12 protein-coding genes are annotated in these 16207 nt (G+C 34.2%); 7 read left to right on the top strand and 5 right to left on the bottom strand.

The window, feature by feature from the left end:
* The first annotated feature begins 1 nt into the window (after position 1).
* Positions 2–628 carry a response regulator transcription factor gene (locus LF887_RS14965; protein WP_236855048.1) on the top strand — a complete coding sequence of 209 codons (627 nt, stop codon included), beginning with the start codon at positions 2–4 and terminating at the stop codon, positions 626–628.
* 531 nt (positions 629–1159) lie between these two features.
* Here LF887_RS14965 and LF887_RS14970 read toward each other — a convergent pair.
* The 4 genes from LF887_RS14970 to LF887_RS14985 form a co-directional block, all read right to left on the bottom strand.
* A complete protein-coding gene (locus LF887_RS14970) occupies positions 1160–1678 on the bottom strand; it encodes a DUF2911 domain-containing protein (RefSeq protein ID WP_236855049.1) in 519 nt (172 codons plus the stop codon).
* 34 nt (positions 1679–1712) lie between these two features.
* Complete coding sequence (locus LF887_RS14975) at positions 1713–3404, bottom strand: sodium:solute symporter (protein WP_236855050.1); 1692 nt, start codon at positions 3402–3404, stop codon at positions 1713–1715.
* A 100-nt stretch (positions 3405–3504) separates the two neighbouring features.
* The gene (locus LF887_RS14980) at positions 3505–6009 is read right to left on the bottom strand and encodes a PIG-L family deacetylase (RefSeq protein ID WP_236855051.1); all 2505 of its coding nucleotides are present in this window, start codon (positions 6007–6009) and stop codon (positions 3505–3507) included.
* 190 nt (positions 6010–6199) lie between these two features.
* Entirely contained in the window at positions 6200–6871 is a 672-nt protein-coding gene (locus tag LF887_RS14985; protein WP_236855052.1) for a hypothetical protein, read from the bottom strand.
* Between the two features lie 199 nt (positions 6872–7070).
* On the opposite strand from LF887_RS14985, the gene LF887_RS14990 reads away from it, so the two are divergent.
* Both LF887_RS14990 and LF887_RS14995 read left to right on the top strand, forming a co-directional pair.
* Positions 7071–8207, top strand: coding sequence for a helix-turn-helix domain-containing protein (locus tag LF887_RS14990; RefSeq protein ID WP_236855053.1), 1137 nt, complete (start codon positions 7071–7073; stop codon positions 8205–8207).
* 204 nt (positions 8208–8411) lie between these two features.
* A complete protein-coding gene (locus tag LF887_RS14995) occupies positions 8412–9857 on the top strand; it encodes a serine hydrolase (protein WP_236855054.1) in 1446 nt (481 codons plus the stop codon).
* A 179-nt stretch (positions 9858–10036) separates the two neighbouring features.
* Here the strand turns inward: LF887_RS14995 and LF887_RS15000 are convergent, their stop codons facing one another.
* A complete protein-coding gene (locus LF887_RS15000) occupies positions 10037–10585 on the bottom strand; it encodes a hypothetical protein (protein ID WP_236855055.1) in 549 nt (182 codons plus the stop codon).
* Positions 10586–11241: 656 nt separating this feature from the next.
* Here LF887_RS15000 and LF887_RS15005 point away from each other — a divergent pair.
* From LF887_RS15005 to LF887_RS15020, 4 genes are all read left to right on the top strand, one after another.
* Complete coding sequence (locus LF887_RS15005) at positions 11242–11475, top strand: helix-turn-helix domain-containing protein (RefSeq protein WP_236855056.1); 234 nt, start codon at positions 11242–11244, stop codon at positions 11473–11475.
* A gap of 181 nt (positions 11476–11656) precedes the next feature.
* Complete coding sequence (locus LF887_RS15010) at positions 11657–12454, top strand: DUF2971 domain-containing protein (RefSeq protein ID WP_236855057.1); 798 nt, start codon at positions 11657–11659, stop codon at positions 12452–12454.
* A 283-nt stretch (positions 12455–12737) separates the two neighbouring features.
* Positions 12738–13676 (top strand): DUF1837 domain-containing protein, encoded by a 939-nt coding sequence (locus tag LF887_RS15015; RefSeq protein WP_236855058.1) that lies wholly within the window; start codon positions 12738–12740, stop codon positions 13674–13676.
* Positions 13673–15946 carry a DEAD/DEAH box helicase gene (locus tag LF887_RS15020; protein WP_236855059.1) on the top strand — a complete coding sequence of 758 codons (2274 nt, stop codon included), beginning with the start codon at positions 13673–13675 and terminating at the stop codon, positions 15944–15946. Before LF887_RS15015 ends, LF887_RS15020 begins: the two co-directional genes overlap by 4 nt.
* Positions 15947–16207 lie beyond the last annotated feature (261 nt).

Here is a 16207-nt window from a genome sequence, read left to right on the forward strand (position 1 = left end):
AATGAAAATTCTAGTTGCAGACGATCATCCTTTAACCCTGAATGGTACTGTTTCTTACCTTACCAATTTGGGGTATAATATAGTGAATGCATGCTCTAATGGAACAGCAGCACTTAATTACATTCAGGTTTATTTGCCGGATGTAGCTGTTTTAGATTTAAACATGCCAGGGTTGGATGGCTTGGAGGTGGCCAAAAAAGTAATCGAAAATAAATGGCGTACTAAAGTTGTCATCCTCACCATGCACAATGAAATCGGCGTTCTGAACAAAGCCAAAGAATTTGAAGTAGATGGCTATATTTTAAAAGAAAAAGCGTGTCCTGATCTAGAAAAATGTATGAAAGAAATTGCTTTGGGAAAGAAATATTATTCCGGGTCTTTACTTCAAAATTACACAATAGAACATACAGATGACCTTGGCAAACTCAACCTATTAACTCTTTCTGAAAGAAAAATAATAGAATTAATAGCAGCTCAAAAAACCAGTAAGCAAATTGCAGAACTTCTTTTCCTGTCCGAAAAAACCGTAGAAGGACACCGTACCCGAATTATCGAAAAACTGGGCATCCCAAAAGAAAAAAATGCACTACTGATTTGGGCAATACAAAATTATAAAAAATCATTGTAGACGTAAAAAAAATTATTAAAAATGAAAGATCTTTTTCGCCAAATTATAAACCTTACAGGAACATTATTTTTTGTTCCAAGCATGGATGCGTTGGATGGATTTTCGGTGTACATTATTTAGATTTAGAAACCTATAATTTACCTTTAATCTGAGTTAAACAAAGCAAATCATCTATAAAAGTGTCTGAAGATAATCCTGTCTGGTCACTTAAGGAGACCATTATTTATTAGCCTCCTCTTTTCCACAAACGTAAATAATTAAATATCAAATTATTTACGATCCGTTTATGGTAAATTATAATTCACAGCGTGGGTGGTGAATTTGACTGGAATTTACATCTATTAAAGGGACAGGCTGCCAAGCATCCGCGGAGAAAATTTTCCCGAATGGCTATCAACAGTCCATTTCCTTTTCTTCAGGATCATGAGATATCCTGAAGTGATCAACGACCGCCTCACAACTTTGCACAACAGAAATTAAAACAAAAAAAATCCCGGATTAACCGGGATTTTAATTTTCTGAGATTCAGATTTATTTGATCTCTACAGGCACTGAGACTTTATCCCAATCCATTGTGAATCCATTATTGTTTATTTTATACACTAAATTTTCCTGTGTTGCTGGTAAAGCTTTTGTTTTTACATCAACACGTAAAGCATCTTTAGCTTCCTCGTATTTATAGGCACCCCATTGTTTGGGCTCTTTGTTAAAAATTGCAGTCCAGGTTCCGGTTTTTTTAGGGATTAAGAAAAAGCTGTATTTACCTGCAGGAAGTTTTTTACCCTGAACGGTAATGTCTTTATCCGTTTCGAAGGTCGTGGCTTCGTTGGCACCGGCACGCCAAACTTTATCATAAGCTTCCAGACCGCCCCAGATGGTACGACCTTTTACAGAAGGGCTGCTATAGGCGATGGTAATGGTGGCATCTTTAATTTTTCCCGTTGCAGTAGCCGGAGGGCTGGCAGGTTTTTTAGTGTCCTGTGCAAAGGCATTCAGGGAGAGTGTCATTGTCGCAACAAGTACGGCAGCAGATTTAATGATGGTTTTCATACTATTTTTATTTGTTTGTTTTTGTTATTATTTGTTACGAATTTACTGCTTTCTGCTTATAAAACAGTAATATGATTGTCGAAAATATAATAACTGCTGCTGCCCCGATTACATTAAGCCAAAGGAAAGAAACGATATCAAACTGATAAACGGCAATAACCGTAATTTCTGATAAAATTGCAGCAATAAATACATTCGCGCCGTCGACTTTTTTATAGTAAAATGCAACAAGAAAAATCCCCAATATCGGACCATAGAAAAGAGAACCCAATACATTCACCGCTTCAATAAGGGAACCCATTTGAGTGGCAAACATGGCAACACCAATTGAGAAGATCCCCCACGCTAGCGTGTGCAGGCGGCTATACTTCAATTCGGTTGCATCATCAGGAATATCTTTTCTAAATATCAAATGAACATCTTTTAGTGAGCAGGCGGCAAGGGAATTCAGCGCTGCGGAAATGGAACCCCAGCTGGCCAGAAAAATGACGGCAAACAGTAAACCGATCATTCCTACAGGCAGGGTATTTTTTACGAAATACAGGAAAATGTAATTGGTATCCGTTTTCTCGGCATTATAGTTTGAATGATTGATTGCTTCCTCTACCCTGCCGTGCAGAGCTTTTACCTGAGTTTGCGTGTTTTTAAAATCCTGAATTGTTTTTTTAAGTTGGGGAGATTGAGTTTCTTTTAGCTTTAGGATTTCTTTCGATTCTGCATTAAATTTTATCTGCAAATCCTGATGTTCTTTTTCAAAAACCGCAGCCTGTTCGGGTTGTGTTTCCTTTAAATACTGATAAGAGCGCTCGTTAAAATAAATGGGAGCCGGTTTTAGAGAAAAGAAAGCAAAAAGCAAAGCACCAATCAGGAGAATCGCAAATTGCATCGGAATTTTAACCAATCCGTTCAACAGCAAGCCCATTTTTGCATTGGTATTGTCCTTTGCCGTAATATACCTCCCGACCTGACTCTGGTCGGTACCGAAGTAAGAAAGTGCCAGAAAAAAACCACCAATCAGCCCACTCCAGATATTATATTTGTCTTTCCAATCGAATTCTGTGGTGATTACATTGAGCTTTCCGGATTTCCCTGCCAGATAAAGCGCATCCTTAAAACCTATGCCATTCGGCATATTCTGAATAAGCAGATACCCCGCAAAAGCCATGGTTCCCAGAATAATCAGAAACTGTAATTTTTGAGTGTGAGCGATCGCTTTTGCACCGCCAACGTAGGTATAAATCAATAAAATACCACCCGTTAAAACATTGGTTAAATAAATATTCCAGTTTAAAACACTTGACAAGATGATACTTGGAGCGTAGATACTGATTCCTGTTGACAGACCCCTGGAAAAAAGGAAAAGCAGTGATGTGAGCACCCTCGTTTTTTTATCAAAACGGTTTTCCAGATATTCATAAGCAGTATAAACATTTAAGCGCTGAAAAATCGGAATGAAAGTGATACAGATCACAATCATCGCCAAAGGCAACCCAAAGTAATACTGCACGAAACGCATGCCGTCCGTATAAGCCTGACCCGGTGCCGAAAGAAATGTAATGGCACTGGCCTGGGTGGCCATAATCCCTATCAGCACAATGTACCAGGGCATTTTATTATCTGCTTTCAGGTAGGATTCGTTGCTTTTTTGGCCCCGACCGATGAATACGCCGTACACCACCACTGCAACCAGTGTAACAATGAGAACTGTCCAATCTATATTACTCATGCCCAGAATTTAGTAAACCCATAATAAAATGCGATCTGCAATACTAATGCAATGGCTAATAGTATGTACCAGGTATTCCAATTTTTAAGTTTATTGTTCATCAGTTTTTCTGTGCAGATAAAAAGTTAAAAAATAAACGCGCTGCCCCCACATTTCCCGCAGGCAGCTGTCTGAAAAATGCCAACGGGGTATAAATAAAATTACCCTTCCCGTATCGGGCATATAAAGTAGATCCCTGCAAAGGCTCTTCACCTGTATCATGCATTTCAAAAAGCGGTTCATACGCCGCATCCCATTGAGCGGGGAAATAGGCGCCACGCTCCTGTACCCATCCCTTAAAATCATCCATAGTAATTTTGTTCGGAAAGTTCAGTAATTTATGATTTGGATTTAAAAATTTGACTGCAGCATTTTCTTCAGTAACCCGCTTATTGGCAATACTGAAATTGTACATTCCCAATTGGTCAACGGTGGTATCCTGATTGGTGTTATACTGCATCACCAGATTACCTCCGGATTTCACATAAGACCATAAAAAAGGCATCCAGCGGCCCAGTTTTTTCTCTGTATTATTGGCACGAACACCCAATACGATGGCATCATACTGCGACAGCTTGTTTTGACTGGCATTTCCAGCAGTTTCATCTAAGTTGCCATAAAAATCTTCATCTTTGAGGACATCTGCCTGAATCCCTGCGATGCGTAGGAACTCAGGAATGAAATCGCCCGCACCTTCTATGTAACCCACTTTTTTAACCTTCGCCTGAATATCGCCTTTCATGACGGTTACCGTTGCAGGGGCAAAATATTGTAAGGAGGGTAAATGCGGGTACTGAATTAATACTTGCTTTTTATTATAAGTAACTCCATCTGCCACAAAATTGGCATCCAGCTGCAAGCGGGATGAAGGTATTGCAGCAAGCTTAGTTTTTGGAATAACGTAATCTATGGTCGTATCTTTTCCATTGAGCGAGCTTATATTGGCACTGCCTAATCGTTCTCCGTTATACATCAGGTTTAGAATACCGTTATTGTACGGTTTGTTAGAATTAGCCTTAACATTTAAACTCAGATGTAAATCTTCATTTTCTTTAACTAAATAAAGGGCTTGTGTAAATTTCAGTTCCAGTGCAGGGACAATACGCAGGGCTTCGACTACATCACCACGCACCGGGTCTAATTTCTTAAAAGATAATGGAAGTTTAACCTGAAAACTTTCAGAACCGATTTTTAAACCAAGTAAGACATTCAGTGGTGATTCTGCCTCTGGCAAGCCGATTAAAGTATCATTGGGAACAGAGAAAGTGGCTGCATCTTTGGGAGATTTTGCCAACCAGTAAGGTTCTGTGAGTGCTGCATCTGCAGGAATCTGAATGTCATGCTGAATGGTAATTAAAGAATCTTTTGATAGTTTTCTATTGAAGCTTTCTGACTGGCTTAACCATTGTACATTTTCTAAAACCACAGGATTGGCAGCTCTTGAAATCAGGTTTAATCTGAAATTGTAATGATCCCCGGCGACCGCTTCAGCCTGATTGGTCACTACCTCGCCCATAAAGCCGGCACAGCTTAAAATAATATTGTCGAGAGACTTGATTTTATCTTTTTTCAGGTCCGCATCTTTTAGAGCCATGACCTTTTTTCGCAAAGCGAGCAAGGCAGGTAAACTGAGGTCAGGATTATTGAAATTGAAAGCGGAAATAATTTTATCTAATGACTGGTCAATATCAGCACTTCCTTGTGAAGTCCAGGTTTTAGTTATCCCATCAAAAAGGTTTGCTTTTGCGGTCTCGCCAAGAACATGGCTAAAATATTCAGTTTTGATCCCGGCTACAGACTGGGTTCCTGCCCCCTGGCTTTTATGCAGACTTCTGCTTAATCCTGCCAGTTCACCATAGCCCATTCCCAATTGCGCATCATATTGCCCAACGGTAACTTTCAGTTGATCTTCAGCAGTCGTATTAACTCCACCAAATCTGAAAGTATTCCACAATACGCGTTTTGGCTGCCATACATTAACGTATTTCAGTTGATCCGGGAAAGCTGTTTTATCGCCTGCCAGCTTAAAGGCTTTTTCCGCCACCACAGCCGAAGCCGCATGTTGTCCGTGGCCTGCCGCAGCAGTAGGAGGAAAACGACAAATGATCACATCCGGACGGAATTTTCGGATGACCCAAACGACATCCGCAGTAATACTGTCTGCATCCCATTGCTTAAAGGTATCGGTTGTATTTTTAGAGAACCCGAAATCAATCGCACGGGTAAAAAACTGCTGGGCACCATCTAATTTTCTTGCCTCTAAAAGCTCATGGGTTCTGATTAAACCCAATGCAGCCCCCTGCTCTGTACCTAGTAAATTCTGACCCCCATCACCTCTGGTTAAAGACAAATAACCCGTTTCTACATTTTGGTCGTTGATTAACCAGGAGAGTAATCCTGTATTTTCATCATCGGGATGAGCCGCAAGGTATAAAACTTTAGGCAGTTGTTTAAGGGTTTTGAGCTCACGGTAGATTTCAGATGATTTGGAAGGCCGAACCTGCTGGGCCGAACAAAAAACCGTATAAAATCCAAGGATAAATACAGTGCTTACTTTTTTGAACATTTAAATTTGCTTTGCGAGACAAATATAAGTAAATCATCTTTCTTTCAATCTTAAAAGAATCAGACTATGAATTTCACAAAAAAATTGGTTTAAACTTTTTTATGAACCCACTAAAGTCTTAAAAAATCAAGGATTTCTATTATTCTCGCAGATGCCGCAAATTGAAAACCTATACAATGCAAACAGATTCTTATGTTTTTTTAATTGTATTCCGTGTAAGATAGATATAATTAAACATGCAAAATGTGGCTGCCGCGCCAAATGTATGCCATAAAAAGTGTGTTCCGAACCTCAGCCATTCCCATTTGTCAACGATGCGGAAAGTCAGTGCGAGAGCAAACGACAATAAAGCAAAACCTACCCATTTGCCAGCTTTCCATTGGGTATAAATCAGATAACTTAGTACCGAAAAAAGCACAAATGAAGCCATTATTGCATAATTTACGTTGATAAAAAGAGAAGCGTTATCTATCGAAATCCAGTTTCTCAAAGCAAACATGAGTATCAGATACACGAGAACCATTACCACCGCATAGTACCATCTGATGCTCTGCGCTAAAAAATAAAATCCGGCAGACAGACACAGCAGCATAATGGGCAGCCAATCCATCATGATAAATACCGGCCATTGCCTGAATGAATGGTAAACGGTTCCCCCTATGGCACCAATGTATAATAAAACCAGGCAGTAGGTTAAAAAAGGATATTCTTTAAAATTACCCTTCATTTTAAGGGTCCAAAAAATGGCTATGGCTAAAAATAACAGAGCAGTTATTGCATTGAATGGCTCAGGGAAAAACTGGGCCATATCTGTTTCTTTATATAACATGCCTCCGTCCGGAGGTATTGGGTTTATCGGCATCGTCTTTAATATACTTCTCCTAAATATAGAAAAAATATGGCATTATATGTCTGGATGTGACTGATTATATATTATAAAAATGTTAATTCTATTTCTCATACCAATAACCAGATTGATTATTTTTTGATTCGTTCATTTAAATATATAGTTTGCTATTTTAATTTCATAAGAATTACATTTGTATTTCTTCTTAAAAACTATGGATAAATACAGTTTTTTGAATACAACTGCTTCTATTGGAATTTTCATGGTACTTTTGTTTGCCCTGTTTTTGATTACCGTAAAAACTAAGCACAGACTTTCAAATTGGCTTCTTGCTATTTTTCTTTTTACTAATGCTGTAGATGCATTGAAGTTTTTGATGCGGGAATTCCCAGTGAATTATATCAATTTGGAGGCGTTTCGCTGGAGTATTGTTTATTGCGCTCCGGCATCTTTTTATCTCTATGTACTTTCCGTTTGTTACTCCAATTTTCGTTTAAAACCTAAACATTTACTGCATACGATTCCGTTTATTGCTTACAATTTGTATTTGATGTGGGGAATTTATTTTGTAGAAAAAGCCTCGAAAATAGATTTTATAAATGGCATGAATGACATGCCTCTCACGCAATTTTTTCAATTTCTTTTCGAATTTTTATTTCAAGTGTATTTTATTGCTTCATTTCTGGTGATCAGAAGGTCCAAAACGGTGTATCTCGAAAATTATACAAACCCCAATATTTTCATCCTTAACGCGCTATACACCATAACAATTCTATATTATGTCTTACATTTTATAGTTCTTATAAGATGGCTGGTCACTTTTATCTTTGGTCTGGGTGAGATCCGAGCCTGGATTGTAATGCTTGATGGATTTGCGTTTTTATTTTGTACCTGCTGGTATCTATTTACTGCATTAAACAATCCAAATTTTTTTCGAGGAGTAAATTCTGATCTGAAACCTATCACAGAAGTTGTTCCAAAACAAAAAGCCAGCCTTCTACTAGTTGAAGAAAAAAATAAGGAAATCGAATTTTTAAAAGATTTTATGATTGAAAAAGAACCTTATCTGGATTCATCACTAACCATTCAGGATTTATCGGAGCAGGTAAAAATACCTGTTAAAGATTTATCTACTTTGATTAACTTGTATATGGATAAACACTTTTTCGATTTCGTTAATGAATATAGAATTGAAAAAGCAATGCAAATCCTTAAAGATTCTTCTCAACAAGAACTGACGGTTTTGGAAATTTTGTATCGGGTTGGTTTTAATTCCAAATCTTCGTTCAATACCTCTTTCAAAAAATATACAGGAAAAACACCAACAGATTACAGAAAACAATCTTTGTAAAATCAAATTATTTTCAAAAAATGAGTTCGATTTTTTTTAATCGGTCGCGTCCGAAGACTTTCTGACGCATATTTGCATCAAAAAAATTAAAAGTACAATGAATTACTCTCAAAAAGTTTTCTGCAGCTCTAGTGCATCCATCAGGAAAATGATCACACTTCATTTTATCAAAAGGACGTCATAAAATAAAATTCAAAAAAACTAATGAAAAATATAATCACAACATTCCTTTTTCTTTTTTCAATACCTGTATTTTCTCAAAAAAGTGAGAAAGATATTCAATTCGTTAAGCAACAAAAAACAGATATCACAGTTGATCAAACGAAAAAAAACCTCATCAACCCAATTGATTCTTTAATGGCAAAATCCTATGAAAGAGGTTTATTCAATGGAAATGTCCTTATCGCCAAAAACCATAAAATCATATATCAGAAATCATTTGGTTTTACAGATGAAACTCATACAACTTATTTAAATGATAAGTCAATATTTAATATTGGTTCCATTGCAAAGGAATTCAATGCTGTTGCCATCATGATTTTAGCTGAACGTGGTCTTCTTAATCTTGATGATACAATATCTAAATTTAATTTGGGCTTACCGAAATGGTCAGAAAAAGTGACCATAAGACATCTCATTAATTATGCGAGTGGTATTCCTCCAATCGAACAATTAAAACCTGAAAATGATGCGGCTGCGTGGAATATTTTGAGAAGTAATGACAGCCTGCTCTTTGAACCGGGAACCAGTTACAGGTATGATAATGGAAATGTATTTCTACAAAGAAGAATAATTGAAAAGGTAACCGGAATATCATTTGAGAAATTTGTCATTAAAAATATAGTTAAGCCATTGAAAATGACCAATTCGGTATTTGAACCCAAATTGGATTATAAAAACCGAACATCGTGTTATGATATGGACAATGTCCGATGCCCGGAATTGAAATTTATCAGCGGATGGCTCTGGGTAGATAGTAATGATCTCTACAAATGGATTGAAGCACTGAATTCTAATCGATTGATATCCAAAGAATCTCTTCAGACTTTGCTGAATAACCCATACGCAAAAGATGAAGGCGGGTCACTTGGCAGATACTTTGAAAATGACGAATTGCAAAGACATAATGGAGTCTCTTATAAATTTGAATCTATCTATTTAAACGATTTTAAAAATAATATTACAATAATTCTGGTGTCTAATAATCTAAATAGAGTGTGGGATCTGGGACATATTATTCACAACTTACTATTGGGAAAAGAGTACGAAATTCCTAAAAAATCTATTTATCAGGAGATCAGAAAGGAATCTCTCAGCAATGTAAATAAGGCTATAGAAACATACTCTGTGCTCAAAGAAAATTCTAAAAATGAATATAGCTTCGAGAACCCAGGCGAGCTTAATAAACTAGGATATGAACTATTAAGAGGTGGAAATGTAGATTCAGCCATTAAAATTTTCAGTCTTAATGTTTCTGAATTTCCCACATCAGCCAACGTTTATGACAGTCGCGGTGAAGCCTATTTCAATAAAAAAGAATATCAATTATCAAAAGACGATTATCAGAAATCATTAGAGCTGGACCCCACCAATCAAAATGCGAAGGAAATGATTTTGAAAATCAACCCACTTTTATCTTCTAAAAAATAACAATTAAAAAGCACTACTTTAAAAAGTGGTGCTTTTTTCATTCCAGATCGATTTGTCTGTATTGGACTTATTGAAATTTATAAAATCATTTTTTCTATTCAGATGAATTAAAACTTTTATTTCTTATCAAGCTTTGAGACTGATGTAAAACTCCTACTTTTTATTTGCGCATAACCTTCTTATTCCGGATTGGTATCAGCCATCTTCTTTTCTCCCTTTCTTTGAAGAATAAGGTGCGCGGCATCCAGCATTTTAACCGTATGAATATAAGGCATAACGATATTCCTTTCCGGTAGGTTGTCATAGACGCCCATTGAGAAATAGACGATTCCCGACAGAAAATAATCAAATTCTTTGAGGGTGTACTCCCTGAATGCCTTTTTGAAAACCAGCAGAGGATTCCGGTATTCCTTCTCCGAAAGCAAACCAAGAACCAACGGGGAAATCTTTTCCGACCGTGTATTGACTGTCCATTTCCTTTCCTTGAGCATAATGAGATATCCTGCCCAAATCAATGACCGCATCGACTGGTGAAACTGAAAGATCACCGCAGGATCTTCATGGATCCGGCTATTCCGCTTTACTGCATAATTCATAATGCTGCTAAGCCTTTCTTTGGAAACATCCAGCTCATTGAACTGAAAGAACGTTTCCATCAGCTGTAATCCTGATTGCTTCTTAGGCACTGCCCAATATGGGGACTCAAAGTCTGGTCTGGTCTTTTTCATGCGTTTGTATTTTGTAATAAATTTCTGTTCAACATTCGTGGATGGTATTGGTTTCAGCACAGTTCTTCATGCACCATGAAAGTTCACGATCCCCATACAGAATGAGCTTTATTGTCATTCTTTTGTGCTCAATATGATTGTTTTCTATTACAATATTTTTACTGTTGTAAAAAGGAAGGAAGCCCTGCCAATGCCGGACTTCCCGCCCTACAAGACAAAAAATAAAAACTTATGATAGAATTTGTGCTTTTCAGAAAGCCCTTAGGCCGCAACGGATTGTACACTCCATTGTAACATACATGATACTTAATGGCGTAAAGCGGGCTTAGAAAATATGATTGTAGAAAAGCAGAACAGCATGAAATAAAAACGGCATGGGACTCTACAATATCCGCTTTTGAGGTACTGGTATACCCTGCACACAGATAAGAGAACCCACGCCTAGGTCGTGAGCTTCCTGCTTATCATCTTGCGTGCATAAAAATTACCAGTTTTCAAAAGCAAGGTTCTAAGCAATAGCTTCTAATATTCTTTGAAGTATCGCAAAATTACTTTAATAAGTAATCTTTTCCAAATATAAGAAATTTTAATTTTGTTACAAGTTCTTGTAACAAAATTTGTAAAAAAATTTCCGCCCTTTGTAGAAATACTCATTAATGGATGTTTTGCAAGATGAATTACTAAAAAAATTTGGGGAACACATCAAAGAATTAAGACTTAAATCTGGACTTACTCAAGATGATGTTGTCCTAAATAGTGCCAAAATTACTAAAGCTACCGTAAGTGATATAGAAAATGGAAAAAGGAACTTTGCATTTACTACACTAATAGATTTAGCTAGAGGTCTAAACCTACCACCTAAAGATTTATTGAACTTTAAAATTGATTAGAAATCCTGACGAAAGTTGGGATTTTTTATCTCAAAATTCCTAGGTAGCAAATGATCAGGACATTTTTAAAAAAAAATCTTCCGCTTCTGTAGTTCCCTTTTGTTAGTCAAACTCTTAATTTGTTTGTAATTGTGAAATACTTAATTATTATTATTTTAGTATCATAAAAAATTAATAATCAATGAAACCAAACATTAATATAGGCACATTAGATAATATTGAATTTCCTGAAATCTTATATAAATATCGTGATTGGGACAACATAAACAATCGTAGATTTATACTCAATCGTGAAGTTTATTTATCTTCTCCTGATCAGTTTGAAGATACGCTTGATTGTAAGATTCCGATACGATACGATTTAATGAGCGAAAAGCAGGCATATGATTTCTATGAAAGATTACAAGAACAATCCGGGATAGTTTTAAACAGGCAAAAGAAAAGAAAAAAATTAAAAAATTTTGTTAAAGCAAAAGAATATAAGAGTAAAAAGTTCAATTCAGAATATGAAAAAATTTATTTTGAAGAATATTTTAAAAGGATTGGTATTCTATGTCTAACAGCAGAAAATAAACTTGAAGAAATGTGGGTGAAATATGCAAATAATCATTCTGGCTTTTGCATTGGGTATAATTCCCGAATCTTATTTGAATCACTTGGCGGAGGTGGAAAGGTAGAATATGTAGACACTCTGCCTATAATTATGCCTGATCCAATTATGGATAGAGATACTCAAAGATATAAACAGATTTACCATAAACTTAAAGAGTGGGAGTTTGAAAAGGAATATAGAACGCAAAAGTTTTGGTTTAATGGTGCTTCAAGAAGTGAAAGGCAAATTGAAATCCCTAAAGAAGCATTTCATAGTATAATATTAGGAAAAAATATAACTGATCTAAATAGACATGCAATTATAGATGCAGTAAACACTAATATTGGAGACCATGTACAAATTATTGATTATAATAGTATTATTTAATATTAGATATTTTTTGAGACAGTCCAGTACTAAGATTCTTATTTTAGAAATGTAAATAGACTTTTTATAATTACCCAATAAATTCAGTAAAAATACTGATCAGAAATTATATGATGATTTTTATTTTTGTTATTTACGGAAAACCATAAATGATAATGAAAAAGTCTTTGTAATTTGTTGTAGGAAAAAATATTAGATTAGTTTTGATTGCTAACAGGAAAGTTATTGTAATGCCTACAATACGACAGTAGTTATTCTATTATATGACATTTTAAACCAAATTATGGCAACACCTTTCAATTCAGAAAATATAATTACACATAAAATAAATGAAATAGGATTAAGTACTTTTCTTGTCGGTTTCGATATTGATGATAGTGGTATTTCTCAATATAGATTAAAACCATTAATTCAAAAATTATGTGATGTAATTCAAGAGTTTGCATTTGGTTTTCATGAAGGTGGTTCGACAGATAATACAAAAACATATTCTAAATTAATTGATGCAGCTCAATCCATTTATAAAATTGATGCATTTCAAAAAGTTAAAGACCTTTATGAAAATAATGGATCAATTACAGATGACGTAGAAGATAAATTTTTGCGGCGTGGAGAATTTGGAGAATTAATTTTACACTTGTTACTGAGGGATTTCCATAATACAATTCCATTATTATCTAAAGTTTATTTTAAAGATTCTTTAGGGCATGCAGTACATGGATTTGACGCAGTTCATATAGAGCCTACTACAAAAACGCTTTGGTTAGGAGAATCTAAATTATATACAAGTGGAAAAGCCGGTTTAAAAGCTTTAATTACAGATATTGAAGAACATTTCAAAAGTGATTATCTAACTTCTGAATTTTTACTTATATCAAAGAAACTTACGCAAATAGATAATATTCCAGATAAAGATTATTGGTTAGATTTGATAAGTAAATCAAAGAAATTAATTGACCAACTTAATACGATTAATATTCCACTATTATGTACATATCATTGTGATTTATTTACATCTCACACTGATGAGAACAATCAATTATTTATAGACGAATACATCAAGGAAATGCGATTGTTAAAGAAATATTTTGATGATAATAACAACCACCCGTTAAAAACCAAACTAAACATAATACTAGTCTTATTTCCAGTTCAAAATAAAGTAGAACTTGTAAAAGGTTTACATAATAAACTTTCATTAATACAACAATTAGGCGAATGATAGAAGATTTACTTTCAGAAATAGAATCTAAGGACAGTTTCAATTACGAAGAGACATTCAATCTTTATAAAAAATGCAGTGAGTTAATTATTGAGGATGAAATTATTGCTCAAAAATTAGTAGTTAACATTCTTGCTGAGAAAAATAAATTTGACACAAATTTAAATCTAATATTAACTGATTTAATTGAAGCTGTTGGCTTCTACCCATATCTTGAAAAGGAAAATTTAAAATTAGATTCAACTGATGCATTAATACGTCAAGTCTATCATCATTCTGATAATTTGAATAAATTTTTACATGAAGATCAAAAACATTTATTATCTCTTTTGAATTCTGATAAAAATGTCATTGTTAGTGCTCCTACTAGTTTTGGAAAAAGCTTATTAATTGAAGAATTTGTTGCTTCAAAAAAGTTTAAGAATATAGTAATAATTCAGCCTACTCTTGCTTTACTTGATGAAACACGTAGAAAATTGAAAAAATATGATGAATATTATAAACTAATTTTAAGGACTTCTCAAGAAACATCATTAGAAAAAGGAAATATTTACCTTTTTACAGCAGAAAGAGTAAACGAGTATAAAGAGTTTATTAATATCGAATTAATTATTGTTGACGAGTTTTATAAGCTAAGCTCTAAAAGGGATGATGAAAGAGCGGATTCTCTAAATAATGCACTACACTATATTATAAAAACTTTCAATAGTAAATTTTATTTATTAGGACCAAACATCGATGGAATTTCTAAAGGTTTTGAAGAAAAATATAATGCAATATTTTATAAAACACAATCCTCACTTGTTGATGTTAAAACGATTGATTTATATACTGCAAATAAAGAAATATTTGATAAAACAACTCACCATAATAAAGAAGGCTATAAAGACGCAGTTTTATTCAAAGAGAAAAAATTATTTGACTTACTTTTAGAAAATTCTGATGAACAATCAATAATATATTGTTCATCACCCAATAGAGTCAGATATTTATCTCAAAAATTTTGTGATTTTCTAATTAGTAAAAATATAAAGAGAACAAATTCTGATTTGGATATAATCGAATGGATTAATCAAAATATATCTGAAAATTGGAGTTTAATATCTTTATTAAAAAACAGTATTGGAATTCATGATGGTGCCTTACAAAAGCATATAACAACTACAATAATTGACTATTTTAATAAAGGAAAGATAAATTTTCTTTTCTGTACTACTACAATTATTGAAGGGGTAAATACTAGTGCTAAAAATATTATTTTTTTTGATAGCACAAAAGGGATAAATACTAAAATAGATTATTTTGATTATTCAAATATAAAAGGACGAGCTGGACGTTTAATGATTCATTATACTGGGACTATTTACAACTTCAACCCCATTCCTCCTAACAAACAAGTTGTAATTGATATTCCATTCTTTGAACAGAACCCCATTTCGGATGAAATTTTGATACATTTAGATGAAAATGAAATAAATGATATTGATTCAACTCAATACAAAAAAATAAAAAATATTCCTTATGAAGAAAAGGGGATTATCAAAAGAAATGGAGTTCAAGTTGATGGTCAATTAAACATTTTTAACGCAATAAGAGATGATATATCTAGTAAATATCCTTTAATCTCTTGGAGTAGAACGCCAGATTATGAACAATTAAAATATTCCTTAGATTTAGGATGGAAGTACTTAATGAAAAAAGGCGAATCGAAATCATTAGGTATAAAAAGACTTGTTAATAAAACTTTTAACTACGGTTTACACCAAAGCCTAGGTAGATTAATTTCAAATGATATTGACTACATAATTAAATCAATTGAATATTACGAAAAATATAAAAGCGTTGAAAATGAAGAAATCAACATGAAAATGTTTAATTATGGAGAAAAATATTCTATATTATCTGAGCAAGCTATTTTGGAGGAGGCTATTATGACGAATTTTCAAATTCAAAAACACTGGTTTCAATATAAAATTCCTAAATGGCTATCTGTGTTAAATTCAATTCAAGAGTTTGTGTGTGCTGAAAAAGGCCTCAAACCTGGAAATTATTCGTATTATTCAAATTTAATAGAAAATGAATTTTTAAGGGAAAATTTAGCTATTTTATCAGAGTTTGGAATACCTAGTTCCGCAATTCGTAAGCTTGAAAAATTAATCTCACGTGATATATCACAAGATGAAGTGATAAAAATTATAAGAAACAATAAGTTATTGTATGATCACAATACTTTTATTGAATATGAAAAGAACAAATTAAAAGAAATATAAATAATCAGCTCTCCCAAGTCCTCTGACTTTAGAGCAAGTTTAAAGGCACCAATCCTATTTACTAGCTTAAGGTCGGGAGACTTTGCCTTTACTTTGAATTCTATAAAAATGACTAAATTTATTCAAAGGAAAGCAGAGGTGAACTTTAGACTTTGCTGGTAAAGAACCATGCTGCGCATTAGTCCTCTGCCTTCTCTTTGAACCCCGTTGAACAGCTTCAAATAGAATGATAGACATTAAGGTCTAATAAAGGCTCTAAAG

It is taken from the genome of Chryseobacterium sp. MEBOG06, from assembly GCF_021869765.1.
Classification (GTDB): Bacteria; Bacteroidota; Bacteroidia; order Flavobacteriales; family Weeksellaceae; genus Chryseobacterium.